This window comes from Mammaliicoccus sp. G-M28, from assembly GCF_022386595.1.
GTDB classification, from domain to species: domain Bacteria; phylum Bacillota; class Bacilli; order Staphylococcales; family Staphylococcaceae; genus Mammaliicoccus; species Mammaliicoccus fleurettii.
This window is the reverse complement of sequence record NZ_JAJNIF010000015.1, coordinates 1-20,712: the sequence shown is the minus strand read 5'-3', so window position 1 is coordinate 20,712 and position 20,712 is coordinate 1. Positions and strand designations below refer to the sequence as shown.

General features: G+C 34.2%; 16 protein-coding genes, 1 tRNA gene and 1 other RNA gene. 15 read left to right on the top strand and 3 right to left on the bottom strand.

The annotated features are described in order from the left end of the window. Positions 1-12 precede the first annotated feature (12 nt). Together LQ609_RS11020 and gltC are read right to left on the bottom strand one after the other, a co-directional pair. Positions 13-624 carry a DNA-3-methyladenine glycosylase gene (locus LQ609_RS11020; RefSeq protein WP_239734747.1) on the bottom strand — a complete coding sequence of 204 codons (612 nt, stop codon included), beginning with the start codon at positions 622-624 and terminating at the stop codon, positions 13-15. 17 nt (positions 625-641) lie between these two features. After that, a complete protein-coding gene (gene gltC, locus LQ609_RS11015; protein ID WP_078357109.1) occupies positions 642-1,529 on the bottom strand; it encodes a glutamate biosynthesis transcriptional regulator GltC in 888 nt (295 codons plus the stop codon). A 141-nt stretch (positions 1,530-1,670) separates the two neighbouring features. Here gltC and gltB point away from each other — a divergent pair, with 141 nt between their 5' ends. The 6 genes from gltB to LQ609_RS10985 all read left to right on the top strand — a co-directional run bounded on the left by gltB (position 1,671) and on the right by LQ609_RS10985 (position 11,069). Beyond that, complete coding sequence (gltB, locus tag LQ609_RS11010) at positions 1,671-6,164, top strand: glutamate synthase large subunit (protein ID WP_239734746.1); 4,494 nt, start codon at positions 1,671-1,673, stop codon at positions 6,162-6,164. A gap of 15 nt (positions 6,165-6,179) precedes the next feature. Further along, on the top strand, positions 6,180-7,637 hold the full coding sequence (locus LQ609_RS11005; RefSeq protein WP_107509416.1) for a glutamate synthase subunit beta: 1,458 nt from the start codon (positions 6,180-6,182) through the stop codon (positions 7,635-7,637). 60 nt (positions 7,638-7,697) lie between these two features. Further along, positions 7,698-7,790: transfer RNA gene (locus LQ609_RS11000), tRNA-Ser, on the top strand. 337 nt (positions 7,791-8,127) lie between these two features. Further along, positions 8,128-9,051, top strand: coding sequence for a S66 peptidase family protein (locus LQ609_RS10995; RefSeq protein WP_107509415.1), 924 nt, complete (start codon positions 8,128-8,130; stop codon positions 9,049-9,051). Between the two features lie 12 nt (positions 9,052-9,063). Then, entirely contained in the window at positions 9,064-10,164 is a 1,101-nt protein-coding gene (locus tag LQ609_RS10990; protein ID WP_107509414.1) for a dipeptide epimerase, read from the top strand. Continuing rightward, positions 10,161-11,069 carry a C40 family peptidase gene (locus tag LQ609_RS10985; protein ID WP_239734745.1) on the top strand — a complete coding sequence of 303 codons (909 nt, stop codon included), beginning with the start codon at positions 10,161-10,163 and terminating at the stop codon, positions 11,067-11,069. The genes LQ609_RS10990 and LQ609_RS10985 overlap by 4 nt, the downstream gene beginning before the upstream one ends. Here LQ609_RS10985 and LQ609_RS10980 read toward each other — a convergent pair. Beyond that, the gene (locus LQ609_RS10980; protein WP_239734744.1) at positions 11,058-11,804 is read right to left on the bottom strand and encodes a serine hydrolase; all 747 of its coding nucleotides are present in this window, start codon (positions 11,802-11,804) and stop codon (positions 11,058-11,060) included. The two genes, LQ609_RS10985 and LQ609_RS10980, sit on opposite strands and share 12 nt — an antisense overlap. A 120-nt stretch (positions 11,805-11,924) precedes the next feature. Between LQ609_RS10980 and treP the strand changes: the two genes are divergently transcribed. The 9 genes from treP (at position 11,925) to LQ609_RS10935 (ending at position 20,440) form a co-directional block, all read left to right on the top strand. Continuing rightward, entirely contained in the window at positions 11,925-13,361 is a 1,437-nt protein-coding gene (gene treP / locus LQ609_RS10975) for a PTS system trehalose-specific EIIBC component (protein ID WP_239734743.1), read from the top strand. Positions 13,362-13,383: 22 nt separating this feature from the next. Beyond that, positions 13,384-15,027, top strand: coding sequence for an alpha,alpha-phosphotrehalase (gene treC / locus LQ609_RS10970; RefSeq protein ID WP_239734742.1), 1,644 nt, complete (start codon positions 13,384-13,386; stop codon positions 15,025-15,027). A gap of 30 nt (positions 15,028-15,057) precedes the next feature. Continuing rightward, a complete protein-coding gene (gene treR / locus LQ609_RS10965; RefSeq protein ID WP_078357100.1) occupies positions 15,058-15,789 on the top strand; it encodes a trehalose operon repressor in 732 nt (243 codons plus the stop codon). A 52-nt stretch (positions 15,790-15,841) separates the two neighbouring features. Continuing rightward, an RNA gene (gene ffs / locus LQ609_RS10960) (signal recognition particle sRNA large type) lies at positions 15,842-16,110 on the top strand. A gap of 91 nt (positions 16,111-16,201) precedes the next feature. Further along, on the top strand, positions 16,202-16,735 hold the full coding sequence (locus LQ609_RS10955; protein ID WP_078357099.1) for a GNAT family N-acetyltransferase: 534 nt from the start codon (positions 16,202-16,204) through the stop codon (positions 16,733-16,735). A gap of 73 nt (positions 16,736-16,808) precedes the next feature. Then, on the top strand, positions 16,809-18,500 hold the full coding sequence (gene dnaX, locus LQ609_RS10950; RefSeq protein WP_203154206.1) for a DNA polymerase III subunit gamma/tau: 1,692 nt from the start codon (positions 16,809-16,811) through the stop codon (positions 18,498-18,500). Between the two features lie 91 nt (positions 18,501-18,591). Beyond that, positions 18,592-18,912, top strand: a complete 321-nt coding sequence (locus tag LQ609_RS10945; RefSeq protein ID WP_078357097.1) for a YbaB/EbfC family nucleoid-associated protein — start codon at positions 18,592-18,594, stop codon at positions 18,910-18,912. 2 nt (positions 18,913-18,914) lie between these two features. Further along, positions 18,915-19,511: a recombination mediator RecR gene (gene recR / locus LQ609_RS10940; protein ID WP_078357248.1), complete on the top strand. Its 597-nt coding sequence runs from the start codon at positions 18,915-18,917 to the stop codon at positions 19,509-19,511. Positions 19,512-19,591: 80 nt separating this feature from the next. After that, a complete protein-coding gene (locus tag LQ609_RS10935; RefSeq protein WP_115337882.1) occupies positions 19,592-20,440 on the top strand; it encodes a patatin-like phospholipase family protein in 849 nt (282 codons plus the stop codon). Positions 20,441-20,712 lie beyond the last annotated feature (272 nt).

Sequence of the window (20,712 nt, the reverse complement as noted above, 5' to 3'; positions counted from 1 at the left end):
TTAATACATTAATTATTTCCATGTGTCTTTGCAAGGTATAGAATCACGCTTTCTTGCTTTTGATATATATGGATGTCCAGCTACTGTAAATCGTAAAGGTTTATCTGTCCATTCCCCTTTATTTGGCACACCGATTCTAGCAGATAGGTCGACACTTTTAGGAAATTTACGATTAGTAGTATCTATTTTAAGACGTCCAGCATTAAGTTTAGTACCATCTAATGATTTAGAAATGTTCATAGCTTGTGTGAACTTTCCAGGACCATTTGTTAATTCAATACTTGTTCTACCATTACGATTGATTTCCATTTGTTCAATTCCGTATTCAGGTTCAATAGCTCTTATTAAGACACCTTGAGGTTCTCCTTCAACTTGTGTCACGAAGTTAATGAGCAGTTGTTTATGCATGGAGTGGGCATAAATTGTGCCACCTTCACGATAAAGTGATTGTACACTTTTAGTATGCTTTCCGTTAAAAGAGTGTGCAGCTTGGTCGTGTTTACCAATATATGCTTCTGTTTCAACAATATAACCTGTATAAGTGATATCTTTAGTTTCATGAATTATTCTAACGCCAAGTAAGTCAGTAGCAATTTCTTCTGTCGATCTATTGATAAAGTCCATTTTAAGATTATGCCTCCTTAATGATAAGTTGCTTGTCTTTGTAATAATGAACGTGTGTGTTCTATGAAAGTTTTTAATTGGTTATTTTGATTGTTCTCTAAATATACAACGTTGATTGTTCTTTTTAATTCTGTATGTGTTAAAGCAATCTTAGTGAGATGTTCATTCTCTATTCCATTACTTAAATAGTCAGGAATGATAAGCACACCTTTTTCAGATAGTAATGTTTGTCGTAATAATGCGAAATTCGAAATTGGATATGCTTTCTGTGATGCATGCTTACGTATTAATTGTGCTATTTGGTCGGGCAATGTGTTGAAATGATAAATGTATTGATTGCTTAATTGTGATAATGGCGGTTTAGGATTCATAGATAAATCGTTGTTGTTGTGCACATATAGATTGTATGTTTCTTCGAATAATGTATGTTTAATGGTGTTTTTATTGTTTAATAGTTTCGGTGTTAATTCACATAATGCGACATCTATTTGATGTGAAAGTAAGGCTTCTTCAATTTCTGTAGGTGTCATCATCATTGGTCTAATTTCTAAATTGAAGTCGCGTTCATAAGATTTAATGATCGCTGGTAATGCTTGCGAAACATAACTTTCTGTATAAGCGAGTTTAATAGAACGTTTGTCCGTTTGTTCTTGATGTATGAAAAGCTCTTTCGTTTCGTCAATCAAACTTAAAATTTGATTCGCTTGTGAAAGAAGGAGTTCGCCACTGTCTGTTAGTTTAACATTTCTACCTTCTCTTAAAAATAACGTTGTGTTAAGTTCTTTTTCTAAATTAGCTATTTGTCTACTCACAGCAGATTGTGCGATTTCTAATTCTAATGCAGCTTCTGAAATATGCTCTCTGATTGCAACTTCTCTAAAGTAAATTAATTGTTTTATCTCCATCTTTAACACCTCGCTTTTATTTTATCTAATTTTTAGATATATTTCATCTATTTTATATATTGTTAAGATGAGTCTTTATAAAGTATGATATAAACTATAAATTATTGAAGATTCTGAAATTTACTGTTGAGGTGATGTCGTATGTCATTTAAGAAAGATAGAAGACAACTTGGCCTATATGATTCTATGGACGAGCATGATGCTTGTGGAATTGGTTTTTACGCCAATATGGACAACAAAAGGTCACATGATATTGTATTAAAATCAATTGAAATGCTATGTAGGTTAGATCATAGAGGTGGAGTTGGAGCAGATGGTATTACTGGCGATGGTGCTGGTATTATGACTGAAGTCCCTCACCTCTATTTTAAACAAAAATTAAAATTAAATTTACCTGAAGAAGAAAATTATGCAGTTGGTATGTTTTTCACTGATAAGAAAATAGCAGGTAGTGAACACGAAGCGAAATTCAATGCTTTTTTTGAAGCAGAAGGATTAAAGGTTATTTCTTATAGAGATGTGCCGGTAGACTCTTCCGTATTAGCAGAACATGTTGCGGAGACAATGCCATATATTCAACAAGTATTTGTTGAAAACAAAACGAGCGAACACTTTGATCGTTCTTTATTTATTGCACGTAAGCAGATTGAACGATATGGTGATGAACAAGATTTAGATTTATATTTTGCAAGTTTATCTAGAAGAACAATTGTTTATAAAGGTTGGTTGCGTTCAGATCAAATTAAAGGTTTATATACTGATTTATTAGATGAATCTTATGTTTCGAAATTTGGCTCAGTCCATTCTAGATTTAGTACAAATACATTTCCAAGTTGGAAGAGAGCACATCCTAATAGATTATTAATGCATAATGGTGAGATTAACACGATTAAAGGTAATGTTAATTGGATGCGTGCTCGTCAAGATAAATTAATTGAGACTATTTTTGGGGATGTCAAAGATAAAATTGGGACGGTATTAGATGAATCAGGAAGTGACTCGGCTATAGTCGATAACGCTTTAGAGTTCTTGAGTTTAAGTATTCCTCCAGAACAAGCAGCAATGCTATTGATACCTGAACCTTGGTTATACAATGATACGCAAGATCCGAAAATTAGAGCATTCTACGAGTATTACAGTTATTTGATGGAGCCATGGGATGGACCAACTATGATTAGCTTCTGTGATGGTGATAAATTAGGTGCTTTAACAGATCGTAATGGATTGAGACCTGGACGTTATACGATCACAGATACTAATGAAATTATATTTTCATCTGAAGTAGGCGTAATTGATGTAGATGAAGAGCATGTTGTCTACAAAGGGCAATTGAATCCAGGGAAACTCTTACTAGTAGACTTTAAAGAGAATAAAGTAATTGAAAATGACGAGTTAAAACAACGTATCGCAAGTGAATATCCTTATGACGAATGGATTAGTCATAAAGAATTAGATGTAAATGACATTGTAGCTGTACCTTCTCATGTAGAACAGGAGAAATTATTCCAATTACAACGTCGTTTCGGATATACAAAAGAAGAGATCAACAAATACATGTCTGAGCTTGTTAACGAGAAAAAAGACCCAATTGGAGCTATGGGATTTGATACACCTGTTGCAGTATTAAGTACAAGACCTGAATCGTTGTTTAATTATTTTAAACAACATTTTGCGCAAGTTACGAATCCACCTATTGATTCATATAGAGAAAAGATTGTAACAAGTGAATTGGTGTATTTAGGAAAAGAAGGTAACTTGTTAGAACCACATAAAGATAATACAAAGAGAATTCAATTGAACCACCCAGTATTGTCAAAAGCACAACTTGAAAAAATTCAAGAAAGCAATTTTGGTGTAGCAGTTATTCCGACAACTTATACAGGATCGCTGAAAGAAGCGCTCGATGACTTAGGAAAAAGTGTTTCCAAAGCTGTAAAAAATGGCGCTGAAATTATTGTTTTAGAAGATGAATCTGTTGAAGATGAAGAGGTATCATTTGCAATGCCAATGCTATTAGCAGTGAGCCATATTCATCAATATTTGATAAGAACCGGACAACGTCTTGATACAAGCATTGTCGCATACTCTGGTGAATGTAGAGAAGTGCATCATTTAGCAACTTTAATCGGTTATGGAGCAAACGCTGTTGTGCCTTATTTAGCACATTATACGATAGAAGATTTAACTGCTGCGGGCCGTCTTGAAGGTACGGTTGAGCAGAATATCGATACGTATAGTCAAACGTTATCTGCAGGTGTTATCAAAGTTATGGCTAAGATGGGTATTTCAACTGTGCAGAGTTACCAAGGTGCTCAAATATTTGAAGCAATTGGTTTAGGTAAAGATGTAATCAATGAATATTTCACAGGTACACCGTCTAAATTGTCTGGTATATCTATAGAAACGATTGATAAAGAAAATAAAGCAAGACAATCAGAACGCATTAAGCATTTAAATACGGGTAGTACTTTCCAATGGAGACAGCAAGGAGAGCATCATGCATTTAACCCGAAAACAATTCATTTATTACAACACGCTTGTAGAGAAAATAACTTTGAAATGTTCAAAGAATATTCAGAAGCGGCTGATAATGAACGCATGAGTCATTTAAGAAATTTACTTGATTTTAAATCTGAAAAAGCAATTGATTTGAAAGAAGTAGAGTCAGCAGATCAAATTGTTACAAGATTCAAAACAGGCGCAATGAGTTTCGGTTCAATTTCTCAAGAAGCGCATCAAACTTTAGCAGAAGCGATGAATAGAATTGGCGGACGAAGTAATAGTGGTGAAGGTGGAGAAAACCCTGAACGCTTTATTGTTAAACCAGACGGAACAAACTACATGAGTGCAATCAAACAAGTAGCTTCCGGTCGATTCGGTGTGACGAGTGATTACTTACAACACGCAAAAGAAATTCAAATTAAAGTGGCACAAGGTGCAAAACCTGGTGAAGGCGGCCAGTTACCTGGAACAAAAGTCTATCCATGGGTAGCTGAAGTTCGAGGCTCGACACCTGGTGTTGGTTTAATCTCGCCACCTCCGCATCACGATATTTATTCTATTGAAGACTTAGCGCAATTAATTCATGATTTGAAGAATGCTAATAGAAAATCAGATATTAGCGTCAAACTCGTTTCAAAATCAGGCGTTGGTACTATTGCAGCAGGTGTTGCAAAAGCACATGCCGATAAAATTGTTATAAGCGGCTACGATGGTGGTACGGGAGCTTCTCCTAAGACGAGTATTCAGCATGCTGGTTTACCATGGGAAATCGGTTTATCAGAAACGCATCAAACCCTTATGTTAAATGGGCTTCGCTCACGTGTAACGCTTGAAACGGATGGTAAATTAATGACGGGTCGTGACGTAGCTTTAGCGTGTGCACTAGGTGCTGAAGAATTTGCTTTTGCAAGTGCACCATTAGTAGTTCTTGGATGTATTATGATGAGAGTTTGTCATAAAGATACATGTCCAGTAGGTATAGCGACTCAAAATGGTGATTTACGTAAATTATTTACGGGTAAAGCGGATCACATCGTGAACTTTATGTACTTTATTGCCGAGGAAATAAGAGAGATTCTTGCTTCTTTAGGATTAAAAACAATGGATGATCTTGTTGGTAGAACAGATTTACTAGAAGTTTCTAAGAGATACTATTCTCATCCGAAAGCAAAAGAATTAGATTTAGAAGCATTGTTGTTCGTAAACGAAGGTGAAAGATATCGTTCAACTAATCAAAATCATTATCTTGATGAAGGATTTGATTTAACTAAGTTATATCAAGATGCAAAAGCGTCAATTGATCACGGCGAAAAATTTGTAGGAAGCTATAATGTGCGTAATACAGAACGAGATGTTGGTGTTATCACAGGTAGTTATATCACAGAAGTACACGGCGAACCAGGCTTATCAGAAGATACGATACATGTTAAGACATTTAAACATGCTGGACAAAGCTATGGCGCATTCACGCCTAAAGGTATGACTTTACATCATACTGGTGATGCAAACGACTACTTTGGTAAAGGTTTATCTGGAGGTAAATTAATCTTGAAAGCACCGAATGAAGATAGAGAAGATAATATCATTGTTGGTAATGTATGTTTCTATGGTGCAACGAGTGGTACTTCTTATATAAACGGACGAGCAGGAGAACGTTTCTGTGTTAGAAACAGTGGTGTAAAAGTTGTTGTCGAAGGTGTTGGAGATCACGGATTAGAATATATGACTGGAGGACGTGTAGTTATCCTAGGAGATGTTGGGCGTAACTTTGGTCAAGGTATGAGTGGTGGCGTGTGTTATGCAATGCCTTCAGATGTTGAAGCATTCAAGAAAAGAAACGCGTTGGATACACTTGAATTTGAAACTTTAAAAGATGTAGATGAAATAGCTAATTTAAAACATATGTTAGAAGAGCATGTTAAATATACAAATAGTAAAAAAGCAAAAGCAGTGTTAGCATCATTCGACACAATTGTTGAAAAAGTAGTGAAAGTGATTCCTAAAGACTATAAACTCATGATGCAGAAGATTTCACAACACAAATTAGAAAACGAAGAAGACGCACTTTTAAATGCATTCTTTGATGATCGAAAATCTATAGGTGATGAAGAAGAACTGGCTTCTGTATATTAAGAAGGAGGGCATATTATGGGTGAATTTAAAGGTTTTATGAAGTATCCTAAGCAACAACTTGATGAGTTGTCATTAAAAGATAGAATAAATGGATATGAACCATTCCAACAACGCTTTACAACAGAAGATGCTGCAACACAAGGTGCCCGTTGTATGGACTGCGGCACACCATTTTGTCAGACAGGCTCATCATTCGGTAGAGATACAATAGGTTGTCCAATCGGTAACTATATACCTGAATGGAATGACTTAGTTTATCGAAAAGATTATAAAGAAGCATATGAAAGATTATCTGAAACGAATAACTTCCCTGAATTTACTGGTCGTGTCTGTCCGGCACCATGTGAATCGTCATGTGTCTTAGCTATTAATAATGATTCAGTAGCCATTAAAGGAATTGAACGCACAATTATTGATGAAGCATATGATATGGGACTTGTTAAACCTAAGTTTCCAGAACAACGTCTTGAAGAGAAAGTTGCGATTATAGGCAGTGGTCCAGCAGGCTTAACTGCAGCAGAAGAATTAAATTTATTAGGTTATAATGTGACGGTATATGAGCGAAATCATCGTCCTGGTGGTTTGCTTATGTACGGTATACCAAGTATGAAGTTGGATAAAGAAGTGATTGAGCGTCGTGTTAAATTAATGGAAGAAGCAGGTATCGTCTTTAAGACAGATGTTAATGTGGGGAAAGACATCACGAAAGAAGAACTAGATGCACAATATGATGCGATTATAGTTTGCACCGGTTCACAAAAAGGGCGAGACTTACCATTAGAAGGACGCATGAGTTTTGGTATTCATTTTGCAATGGAATATTTAACAGAACAAACGCAATTACAAATGGGAGAAATTGAAGAACCGACAATAACAGCAAAAGGTAAAAATGTGATTGTAATAGGTGCGGGTGATACTGGTGCAGACTGTGTAGCAACAGCATTAAGAGATGATTGTAAATCAGTAGTTCAATTTAATAAATATGTAAGATTGACTGACAAAATAGAACAAAATACGTCTTGGCCATTACCAATGCCAATATTCAAATTAGACTACGCTCATAAAGAGTACCGTGAAAAATTTGGATTTGAACCAAGAGCTTATGGTATTCAAACGATGCGTTATGATGTCGATGAGAATGATAATATCCGTGGCCTTTATACACAAGTATTAGAAGAAACGGAAGATGGTATGGTTATTGTAGAAGGAACTGAACGTCATTGGCCAGCAGACTTAGTATTATTATCAATAGGTTTTGAAGGAACTGAGCATTTAGTACCACATTCATTTAATTTAAATACCAAGCGTAATAAAATAGTCGCAAATGAAAAAGATTTTAGAACGAATCAAGATAAAATATTTGTTGCTGGTGATGCAAGAAAAGGTCAAAGTTTAGTAGTTTGGGCAATAAAAGAAGGTCGAGCAGTCGCAAAATCTGTAGATAAAGCCTTAAAGAAAAAAATTACAATTTAATTTTTGCGGTTTTTGTTGACATGAGTGATGGCATGTTATAAGATAAGTATTGTCTTATTTGGAGGAATACCCAAGTCCGGCTGAAGGGATCGGTCTTGAAAACCGACAGGGGCTTAACGGCTCGCGGGGGTTCGAATCCCTCTTCCTCCGCCATTATTTTTAAATTAACCAAGACTATTATATAGAAAAGCACTACCTACATTAGTAGGTAGTGCTTTTTGTTTTGGGAGTGGGACAGAAATCTCATTTTATAAAAAAGATTTCGTTGTCTCACTCTGGCAAGGATGACTAGGGTTGATTTTGAGGATGTTGTAGATTAATGAAGGAGTTAATCTACAACTTGTCCAAACTCTTCGCTTAACTCACTAATTAATCTACGTCTCATCTCATTTTTTTAGAAATTATTTATGTCCCTGCCTCTTTTTGTTTTGTACAAATGTTTTACAACTTTGCTATAATATAAGAATATTCTGATAAAGGTCGTGACTGAATGAAGGCGAAGGGTTTAAAACGGGGAGATATGTTAGGTGTTGTAGCGTTAGCGAGTCCACCGAACCAAGAACATTTAAAGAATGGCTTGAAACGTTTAGAAGAGAGATACCAAGTTAAATTTAAGTTAGCGAATAATATTGAACACATTTATGGCCATTTAGCAGGTACAGATGAAGAAAGATTACAAAGTTTACATGACATGCTAAAAGATGATGAAGTTAAGGGCATCATTTGTGCTTGTGGAGGATACGGCACACCTAGAATTGTGGAGCAAATTGATTACGAGCTTGTTAAGAAATATCCAAAAATTATTTGGGGATACAGTGATATAACTTGTTTGCATAATGCGATTAGACAACAAACGGGTTTGACTACATATCAAGGGCCAATGATTGCTTCTGATATTGGAGATACTTTTAATGAGACATCTATTAAGAGCTTTGAACAGTTATTTGATGGTAAAGATATAACATATCCAACTGATCAATTAACATTTAAAACACTTGTACCTGGACGAGTTGAAGGTGATATTGTTGGAGGTTGTTTATCGTTATTAGTTTCTAGTTTAGGCACTTCGTATGAAATTGATACAAAAGGGAAAATTTTATTTATAGAAGATATTGGTGAAGAACCATATAAAATTGATGGCTTTCTTCAACAATTGAAGTCGGCTGGAAAGTTAGATGATGCTATAGGGTTTATAATTGGTCCATTTACCGATAGTGAACCTAAAAATCCTAAAAAATCGTTAACAATGAATGAAGTTTTGGACTTTTTTATAACGCGTTTAGGTAAACCTGCAGTATATGATTTGAATATTGGACATTGTACACCTCATTTTGCTATACCATTTGGAACGAAAGCAATTTTAGACGTGGATCAAAAATTATTAAAAATAGAATCAGGTGTAAATATAGAATAAAGGGGCAGTATTATGTTTATTACAGATATAAAATATTATAGATACGGGACGTCTTTAAAGAAACCATTCAAAACAGCTCTAAGAACAGTTGAAGTAATAGAAAGTATATACGTTTTTATAGAGACAAATTACGAAGATATAGTAGGGGTTGGGGAAGCTGTACCTACATATGTGATTACTGGTGACACAAAAGGTGGAATTGAAGCTGCAATTGAAGAAGTGTTTAAACCCCTTTTAATAAATAGACAGTTAACGAAAGATTTGTTAGATGAAATACAACAAATAATTGTTGGTAATACAAGTGCTAAAGCAGCAATTGATATTGCACTTTATGATTTATTAGCTCAAGAAGCTGAATTGCCTTTATATAAGTATTTGGATCATAACCCAGGAAATAAAGATTTAGAAACATGTTATACAGTTAGTCTGAATGAAGCAAATGAAATGGTTGAAGACGGTTTGAGATATGTCGAAGAAGGTTTTAATCACTTAAAGATAAAAGTAGGGAAAGACAATGTTGAAACTGATTTGAATAGACTGAAGGCTTTGAGAAATTCTTTGCCTAACAATGTCATATTGAGTGCTGATGCTAATCAAGCTTGGGATGAACAAGGTGCGCGATATGCACTAAAACATTTTGATGAAGCAGATTTAGAAATTGAAAGTATTGAACAACCGGTTGGCCGCTATGAATATGAACTTCTTGGTGAATTAACACAATCATTTAATATACCTTTAATGGTAGATGAAAGCTTGTTTAGTACATATGATGCACGAAGATTAGTAGAAGTAGGTGCTAATAATTTGTGGAATATTAAGTTGATGAAGACTGGTGGCATACACGAAGCACTAAAAATTCATGATATAGCACAAAGTGCAGATATACATTGTATGGTCGGATGTATGATGGAGACGCATGTTTCTGTAACTGCGGCTTTGCATTTTAGTTTAGCTGCTAAACAAGTAAATCGAGTTGATTTTGATGCGCCTTTAATGGTAGTTGAAAGAGAAATTGAAGGCGGTATTGTATATGAAGGAGCTAAAGTGTCACCGTCAGAAGGATTTGGTTTAGGAATAGATAGAAAATCTTTATATAAGAAGGTGAGTTCATGAAAAAATATTGCAGAGTTAATGTAGGGACAATATGGAGAAGTGCAGATAAAGCTAGAGATATTGATAGAGATGGCATAATGTACCCAGCTAATATTCAAAGATGGCTACTAGAACTCAGTCTAAAAGAGAAGCTATCGTTTACAGAAGACAGCAGAATAGATACACAAATATTGTATGGTGAAATGGTTGAAGTTATAGATGAACAAGACGGCTGGAGTTATGTGATATGTACAGAGCAGGCTTCAAAACAACATAAAAAAGGCTACCCTGGCTATATTCCAACTAGCCAACTAAGTGAAATGAAGGATTATCAATCACATCAAAAAGCACGCGTTAAAGTACCGAAAACAACTTTGTTTAATTTAGATTTTACAACAAAACAAATTCTATCATTTAATACGGTGTTGCCAGTAACAAATAATAATGATGAATATATTGAAGTAGATACCCCTGAAGGGACAGGTTTAATACATTCAAAAGATATTATTTTAAGTGATGAGCAAGGCACTTTTCTGAAAGGGACAATGCAAGGTGTAATTGAAAATGCCAGACTCTTTTTAGACTTGCCATATTTATGGGGGGGCATGTCTAGTTATGGATATGATTGTTCAGGACTTTGCTACCAAATGTATAAAAGTCAGAATTTCCATATACCTCGAGATGCAGATGAACAGTATGAAGCAATGGAAGATGTTTCTATTGAACAGAAACCTTTTGAACCTGGTGACCTTCTATTCTTTAGTAAACCAGAAGATAAGGGCTTCTTATCACACGTTGGTATATACATGGGTGATGATATGATGATTCACGCACCTCATACACCGAAAAGTATTGAAATTGTTAAATTAACTGGAAGCTATTATCAAAAAATATTAGTAAAAGCAGCAAGATTATTAGATTTTTAAAATAGATTGGATAATATATGACCCGAATTGGTGAGAGAAATCGATCGCCTTTTTGGGTTTGTTTGTGTTTGATAAAAAACAATAATAATAGAGTGTACCTTCATGTTGGATAATACCTACATCGTTTACGACGTTCCCGTATTCACCTGTTTTAGAATAAAAAGAAAGTGATTCTTCATAGAAAGATTTATAAATAGAAACTTTATCATTCAAATGTTGGTTGTACATAATGTCCATCATTTCTTGTTTGTCGTCGTGTTGCGTAATATAGCGAAGTATTTTAATCATGTCATTGGCTGTCGTAATATTTTGTATACCATCAGCAATCGCATTTTCATCCATCATAAAACGATTTAGTTCAGTATTTTCGCAATGAAGTGTTTCATTTATAAATAAATTAATATGATGTAAACCAAAATGATTGATTAAAGTGTTTGTAGCTGTATTATCAGACACAACAATCATTAAATAAATTAAGTCATTTATGCTTACATTCTGAGTGTTCATATTTTGTAATACACCACTCCCACCAACAATATTAGATAGTTGTATTTGTTCTTGTCGTTCCTCTTTAGTTGTATGATTAAAAATATAAATCATGATTGGTAGTTTGATTATACTTGCAGACTCAAATATTTCTTCTTGATGATGGTTGGTAAAAATCGTAGAACTTTCATTAGCGAACTCTAGTGAAAGCCCATCGTGGTCTATGAATTCATCTGTTAAAAAAGACATATACAAAACCTCCTTTATCCAATCATACTACATTATAAATATAATATTAATTGTAAGCCTTTACATACTTGTATATACAAGTTATAATTCAGTTAAATAAATATAGGGGGAGTGAGTTCAATGGCTGTGAAAAGAGAAGATATAAGACAGATCATTGATGCTATAGGTGGACAGGACAATGTTAACGTAGCAACGCATTGTGTTACACGCTTACGATTAGTATTAAATGATGAAAGTAAGGTTAACAAGGAAGCGTTAGACGAAATTGATTTAGTGAAAGGGTCTTTTTCAGCGAATAACCAATTTCAAATTGTAATTGGACCGGGAACTGTTGACGAGGCGTATAAAGTTTTTCAAGAAGAAACAGGGGTTGAAGAAAGTTCGAAAGATGATGTAAAGAAAGCGTCAGAACAAAAAATGAATCCTTTCCAACGTTTAATTAAATTATTAGGTGACGTGTTTATTCCTATCTTGCCAGCAATCGTAACAGCTGGTTTACTATTAGGTTTAAATAATGTGTTAACAGCAAAGGATTTATTTGGTCCTAAACCGCTCATTGAGCAATATCTATGGTTAGCAGATTTTGCGAACATCATTAATGTTATCGCAAGTACCGCATTTATCTTCTTGCCAGCTTTAATTGGTTGGTCGGCTATGCGTGTATTTGGAGGTAGTCCGATTTTAGGTTTAGTATTAGGTTTAATCTTGTTACATCCACAACTTGCTTCTCAATATGATTTGGGTGGCGGTAAATCAAGTGAAATACCTGTATGGCATATATTCGGTATAGAAATTAAGCAGTTGAATTACCAAGGACAAGTATTACCAATATTATTTGCAACTTGGGTATTGTCAGTGATAGAGAAATTCCTTACAAAACGTGTTCATGATTCAATCAAGATGTTAGTCGTTGGTCCTGTAGCGCTATTAGTCACTGGTTTCTTAGCATTTATTGTAATTGGGCCATTAGCTTTAGGTTTAGGTACACTTATTACAGATGCTATTAAAGCAATCTTTGAAAGTGCAGGATGGCTAGGTGGAGCAGTGTACGGATTGTTCTATGCGCCACTCGTTATTACTGGTTTACATCATATGTTCTTAGCAGTAGATTTCCAACTGATGGGAAGTCCACTCGGAGGAACATATTTATGGCCAATCGTTGCCATTTCAAATATTTGTCAAGGTTCTGCAGCGTTTGGAGCTTGGGTAGTATATAAACAACGTAAAATGGGTAAAGAACAAGGTTTAGCAGTTACTTCAGGTATTTCAGCATTTCTAGGTGTAACTGAACCGGCGATGTTTGGTGTCAACTTACCACTTAAATATCCATTCTTTGCAGCAATTATTTCTTCAAGTTTATTAGGTGCATTTATTGGAGCTAATAAAGTGTTAGGTAGTGTAGGTGTAGGTGGTGTACCTGCAATCATCTCAATTCAAAGAGAATATTGGGCTGTGTTCGGTATGGCTACATTGATAGCTATGGTATTACCAGCTATACTAACGGTTGTGCTTTCAAACTTTGCAAATGAAAAAGCGAAAGAAATGATGAAAGAATAATTTATAAAAGGAGTTTACCAATATGGCAGTTTCAGATTGGAAAAAGTCTGTCGTTTATCAAGTGTATCCAAAATCTTTCAATGATACGACTGGAAATGGACAAGGTGATTTAAGAGGAATAATTGAAAAGTTACCTTATTTACAAACTTTAGGTGTTGATTATGTTTGGTTAACACCAATTTATGAATCACCAATGAATGATAATGGTTATGATATTAGTGATTATTATCAAATTAATCCAGATTTTGGCACTAAAGAAGATGTTGAAGAGTTACTTAGTGAAGCGCATAGTCTAGGTATTAAAATCATGTTAGATATCGTTATTAATCATACATCTACAGCTCATCATTGGTTTGTAGAGTCTCGTAAATCTAAAGATAATCCGTATCGAGATTATTATATTTGGAAAGAAGGAACGAAAGACGAGCCGCCAACGAATTGGGAATCAAAATTCGGTGGCAATGCATGGACTTATGATGAACAAACAGAAAGTTATTATTTAAGACTATTCGATGTGTCTCAAGCAGATTTAAACTGGGAGAATGACAAGCTTAAATCTGAAATATACGAAATGATCAATTATTGGATTGATTTTGGTATAGATGGATTTAGATTTGATGTTATTAATTTAATATCTAAAGGTGCATTCGAAAATTCAGAAGCAATTGGAAAAGAATTTTATACTGATGGACCAAAAGTTCACGAATATTTACAAGAGCTGAATAAACAGACTTTTGGTGATAAAGATATTATGACGGTTGGTGAAATGTCTTCAACTACAATTGATAATTGTATTCAATATACGAATCCTGAGCGTCACGAATTAAGCAGTGTGTTTAATTTTCATCATTTAAAAGTAGATTATAAGAATGGTGAAAAGTGGTCAGACATGAAATTTGATTTTCTTGAACTGAAACGTATTTTAATGGATTGGCAAGTAAATATCGCTAAAGGTAATGGATGGAATGCGATATTCTGGTGTAACCATGATCAACCAAGAGTTGTGACAAGGTTTGGAAATGATACAACAGAAGAAGATAGAGTTAAATCCGGAAAAATGCTCGCAATATCTTTGCATATGTTACAAGGAACACCATATATATATCAAGGTGAAGAAATTGGCATGACGGATCCTAAGTTTACAGACATTAATCAATATAGAGATGTTGAGTCTCTCAATGCTTACAAACTTTTAAAAAGTAATGGCATAGATGAGGAAATGATTATGAAAGTGATTGGACAAAAGTCTAGAGATAATTCTAGAACACCAATTCAGTGGAATAAACAAGAAAATGCTGGATTTACAACTGGAACACCATGGATTGGTATTCCGAATAATTATAAACACATTAATGTAGAAGCGGCGCTGGAAGACAAATCTTCAATCTTTTACACGTATCAAAAATTAATCAAAATACGCCATGAACATGATATTATAACTTATGGAGAAATAGAGCCACTTTATATGGAGCATTCAGATTTATTTGTATATAAAAGACGTTTGAATGATGAAGTATGGATAGTTATAGCAAATTACTCTAACCGAGAAGTAGATATCCCAACAGATATCGATTTAGAAGGCGAGATTATGATTGCAAATAACGATTTAAAAGGTAACACACTACAACCATATGACGCATTTGTAGTTAAAGTAAGTGGAAGTTAAGGAATTTTTGAAGGTATAGAGGTGAACCCAATGAACAAGTATATGAAAATCTACCAATCTATCTGTGAAAAAATTATAAATGGTGAATATGCTCATTTACAGCAACTACCTTCAGAAAATGAATTAACAAAAATATATTCAACTTCTAGAGAAACTGTAAGGAAAGCTTTAAATTTATTACAAGAAAAGGGCTATATACAAAAATTACGAGGTAAAGGTTCAGTTGTAATATATGAAGACATCATTCAATTTCCAATTTCGGAAATGATAAGTTTTCAAGAAATTAATCAAAGATTAGGTTTAGACTATGAAACTGAAGTCGAACTTCTCGAAGTAATACGTGCAGAAGAAGTACCAATTGTAAAACATGCTCTTGAACTAAATGATCAGGATAAACTTTGGCATGTTATTAGAACAAGAAAGAAGAACAACAATGTGCATATTATGGATGAAGATTACTTTATATGTAGTGTGATTCCTAAACTAACGAAAGAAGTAGCTTCACAATCAATTTATCGTTATATAGAAAATGAAATGAATGTGGAAATCAGTTATTCAAATAAATCTATTACTTTTGAGAGAATGTCGGATAAAGAGATCGCTTATTTTGGTCATTTAGATCCACCTTTTACAGCAACAGTTAGAGGGATTGTACACCTTAATAATGCTGAACGATTTCAGTATAATATATCTAGACATATTGCAACGGAATTTAAATTTGTAGATTTTTCTCGAAGAGTGATTAATCAAACTCGAATATAAAGAATAGTTTTCTCTTGCCAAATGTAAAGGTTTTGTTGTACTATATAAATTGCCGTGCTAAGTGGGGAGGTAGCGGTTCCCTGTACTTGAAATCCGCTTATGCAGGACTGAATTCCTTTGCTGCGGACATATTATTGTGAGGTCTGCCCTCAGCACGTGGTGTCTGAAGACGTCGGTCCTATGCAATACAAACCCATGAATCATGTCAGGTCCGGAAGGAAGCAGCATTAAGTGGATCATTGTATGTGCCGTAGGGTTGCCGAGGTTTAGCTAACGACTGAGGTTACGCTTGTGATGTTTGTTCAAAGCAAAGGTGCACGGTATTTAAATTTTAAATTATCAAATTAAATATAAATTCAAAAAGGGTGACCGCGGTCGCCCTTTTTCTTATATCAGGAGGATATTATCATACATGACGCAATTACTAATTGGTACTATTGTGGAATCGGAATATGAACTTGCTAAAGAAGTTGTACAACAATCTTTTTTAACAGAAGCGCAATCAAACGGAAAAGAATTTGAGTTAATCGGAAAAATTCGAAAATCGCTAACTTATAACGCTGAACTTGAAGTAGTAGCAAAAACGGAGTCAGGGAAAATATTAGGGCATGCAATGATGTCAGAGGTAACAATAAATTCTGATGAACAAAGTAATACTGTATTAGCATTGGCACCTGTTTCAGTTTTGCCACAATACCAAAATAAAGGTATAGGCAAAGCTTTAATAGAAGCGTTGGAATATAGAGCATATGAAAATGGTTATATAGGTGTTGTAGTACTCGGTCATTCTGAATATTATCGTAAGCTAGGCTATCATATTGCTTCGGACTTTGAGATTTATGCGCCGTTTGAAGTGCCAGATGAGAACTTCATGTTCAAATATTTATGGGACCACCCAACCAAAGAAATAAGAGGTACTGTTCATTATCCTGAATATTTTCAGTAATTTATAATAAGAAGTCAGTATCGATTCGTGATATAATATAAGGTATATCGTATTAAACTTTGGAGGTGCCATTTTGAACTACCAAGCTTTGTATAGAATGTATAGGCCGCAGTCATTTTCAGATGTTGTAGGTCAAAAACATGTCACAAAAACATTAAGAAATGCAATCCAAAAAGAAAAGCAATCACATGCTTACTTATTTAATGGCCCACGCGGAACTGGTAAAACGAGTATTGCTAAAATTTTTGCTAAAGCAATTAATTGTACAGAAAATACAAATGGAGAACCTTGTAATGAATGCGCAATTTGTAAAGGTATTACACAAGGAACAAATTCAGATGTAATTGAAATAGATGCTGCAAGTAATAATGGTGTAGATGAAATTAGAAATATTAGAGATAAAGTAAAATATGCACCAAGTGAATCTAAATTCAAAGTGTATATTATAGATGAAGTGCATATGTTAACAACTGGTGCCTTTAATGCGCTTCTAAAGACACTTGAAGAACCACCAAGTCATGCTATATTTATTCTTGCTACGACAGAGCCTCACAAAATACCACCAACAATTATTTCGAGATGTCAAAGGTTTGATTTTAAAGCGATTCATTCTGGTGAGATAGAAAGTAGATTGGCATTTGTTGCAGACGAACAAAATATTACTTATGAACAAGATGCTTTATCATTTATTGCACAAGTGTCAGAAGGCGGTATGCGTGATGCACTAAGTATTATGGATCAAGCAATCGCATTTGGAGATGGACATTTGTCACTTGAACATGCTTTAAATGTAACAGGTAGTGTAGATAAAGCAGCATTGAATGCGTTATTCAGCGACATTGTAGCTAAAGATATTAAACAGGCTTTCACGAGGTATCATGAGTTTATCGCTGCTGGTAAAGAAGTGAATAGACTTGTTAATGATATGATTTATTTCATTAGAGATGCAATTGTAGCCAAAACGACTGATCAAGATGACGAGCAACATGCACTTCATCATATTGATTTAAATACAATGTACAAGATGATTGATTGCATTAACGACACATTGGTTTCAATGCGTTTTGCAATTAACCAAAATGTTCATATAGAAATACTCATTGTTAAGTTAACGGAATTGATTACAAGTAATAACAAAGAACAACCAACAACAGGTGGTCAAAGTAATCAAGTAGCATCAAGTGAAGTAATGAATAAAATCAAACAACTTGAGGAACACGTTCATCAACTTTCTCAGAATGGTGGTAGTCAAAAGGCGAAACCAATTGAAAATAAACAGAACATAGGTAGAAAGCAATCTAAACATGTCTTCTCAATTAGACAAATAGAGCGTGTTCTTGATCATGCTAATCGTGATGATTTAAATTTACTAAAAGAAAAATGGCAAGCAGTTATCGAATCGGTTAAAGAGAAAGAACAAAGAGCATTAGTTAGTTTATTGCTGAACTCGGAACCTGTCGCTGCTAGTGAAGATCATGTACTGGTAAAGTTTGATGAAGATATACATTGCGAGATAGTTAACAAAAATGATGAAAAAAGAAATCATATAGAAGCGATTGTCTGTGAAATAGTAGATAAAACTGTCAAAGTAGTTGGCGTACCAAATTCACAGTGGTTACAAGTTAGACAACAATACATTCAATCTAAAAAAGCTAATCCTGCTCAAGATGATACGGTTAAGGAAGAAAAGCCTAAAGAAGCGGATGTCGTTAAAAAAGCACAAGAACTATTTGGTGAGGACACAGTACGTGTTACTGATGAGTAATACATGACATCATCTCCAAAGGTATGTATAATAAATATGACAAAAATTAATTTTCTATAACGAACAAAATAGATATTAGGAGGACGAAATTATGCGCGGTGGCGGAAATATGCAACAAATGATGAAACAAATGCAAAAAATGCAAAAGAAAATGGCTGAGGAACAAGAAAAGCTAAAAGAAGAAAAAATTGAAGGAACAGCTGGTGGCGGAATGGTTACAGTTGTTGTTTCTGGACATAAAGAAATTTTAGACGTAATCATTAAAGAAGACGTTGTAGATCCTGAAGATATAGAAATGCTACAAGATTTAGTATTAGCTGCAACAAATGATGCTTTATCTAAAGCAGACGATGTAACTGCAGATCGTTTAGGTAAACATACAAAAGGTCTTAACATTCCTGGAATGATGTAATGATGTTTTATCCAGAACCAATATCTAAATTAATTGATAGCTTTATGAAGTTGCCTGGGATAGGTCCCAAGACAGCTCAACGATTAGCTTTTCATGTATTAGATATGAAAGAAGACGATGTTGTTCTTTTTGCTAAATCTCTTGTAGATGTAAAGCGAGAACTAACTTATTGTGAAACTTGTGGACACATAACAGATGTATCACCTTGTCATATTTGCCAAGATAAGCAAAGAGATCGTACTGTTGTGTGTGTTGTCCAAGATTCTAAAGATGTTATAGCAATGGAAAAGATGCGCGAATATAAAGGTTTATATCATGTATTGCATGGAGCTATATCTCCAATGGAAGGTATTGGTCCAGAAGATATTAATATTCCTTCATTATTAGAACGACTAAAGAGTGATGAAGTTACCGAAATTATATTAGCAACGAATCCAAATATAGAAGGTGAATCAACAGCAATGTATATATCTAGACTTGTTAAGCCAATCGGCATTAAAACAACTAGACTTGCACATGGATTGCCAGTAGGTGGCGATTTAGAATATGCTGATGAGGTTACACTGTCTAAAGCTATAACTGGAAGAACAGAAATTTAATAATAAACATACAACCTGCTCACATGTAATATGTAGCAGGTTGCTTTCATTTAACTAAAGGTATAGAAAAGAGTGTGGATATGATAAAGGACACAGCGTTAATATTAGAAGGTGGCGGAATGAGAAGTATGTATACAGCAGGTGTATTAGACTTCTTTATTAAAAAAGATTTATATTTTGAATATAATATCGGTGTTTCAGCAGGAGCTTCAATGGCAGCAAGTTACTTATCTAGACAATATAGACGTAACCATCGTGTGACGGCAAAGTATATAAAGGATAAACGATATATTTCCCTTTCCAACTATGTGAAGAGAAAAGAAATATTTGGAATGGATTTTGTGTATCACTATATACCTACTTATTTAGAACCCTTTGATTTTGAAAAGTTTGATCAAGCTGAAGAAGAATTTGTTATTGTAACAACTGACTGTGAAACAGGAGAAGCTGTATATTTTGATAAGAAAGAAACTAAAGATTCTATTTTAACTGCATTACAGGCAACGAGTTCATTACCTATGATGGCAAATCCTGTTCAATACAAAGGATATACTTTATTAGATGGAGGAGTTGTAAATCCTATACCTTTGAATAAAACGATTGAGGAAGGTTATAAGAAAAACGTTCTTATTCTTACAAGACCTAAAGGCTATCGCAAAAAACAAAGTAGATTTTCTAGAGTTTTTAGATTGAGAGCATATCCTAAAGTGAATCATCTCATGGCCATTAGATATAAACATTACAATAAGACTTTAGAATGGATAGAAGAGGAAGAAGAAAAAGGGAATTTATTCGTAATAAGACCTTCAGATTCGTTATCAGTAGATAGAATTGAGAAAAATCCTAAGAAATTAGACGCTTTATATAAACAAGGCTACAAAGATGCTGAAAGAATATACGATAATTTAAAAGAATATGTTGAGAAATAATCATATTTGAGAACAATGGTTGTTTTGGTGTAATTTTTATGCTTGAGTTCACTAGATTTAGCGTGTATAGTTATATCTTGTGAGCGAGAGATAAATAACACATCAAAACACTTTGAAAATTAATTTTAAAAAGTTGTTGACTTCGAATTTCGAAGCGTGTATAATAGATTCTTGTGAGACGAAATGAACATTGAAAACTGAATGACAATATGTCAACGTTAATTCCAATAATTGAGTACTTATAGTACTTCAAAGAGTGATTGGCTTAACCA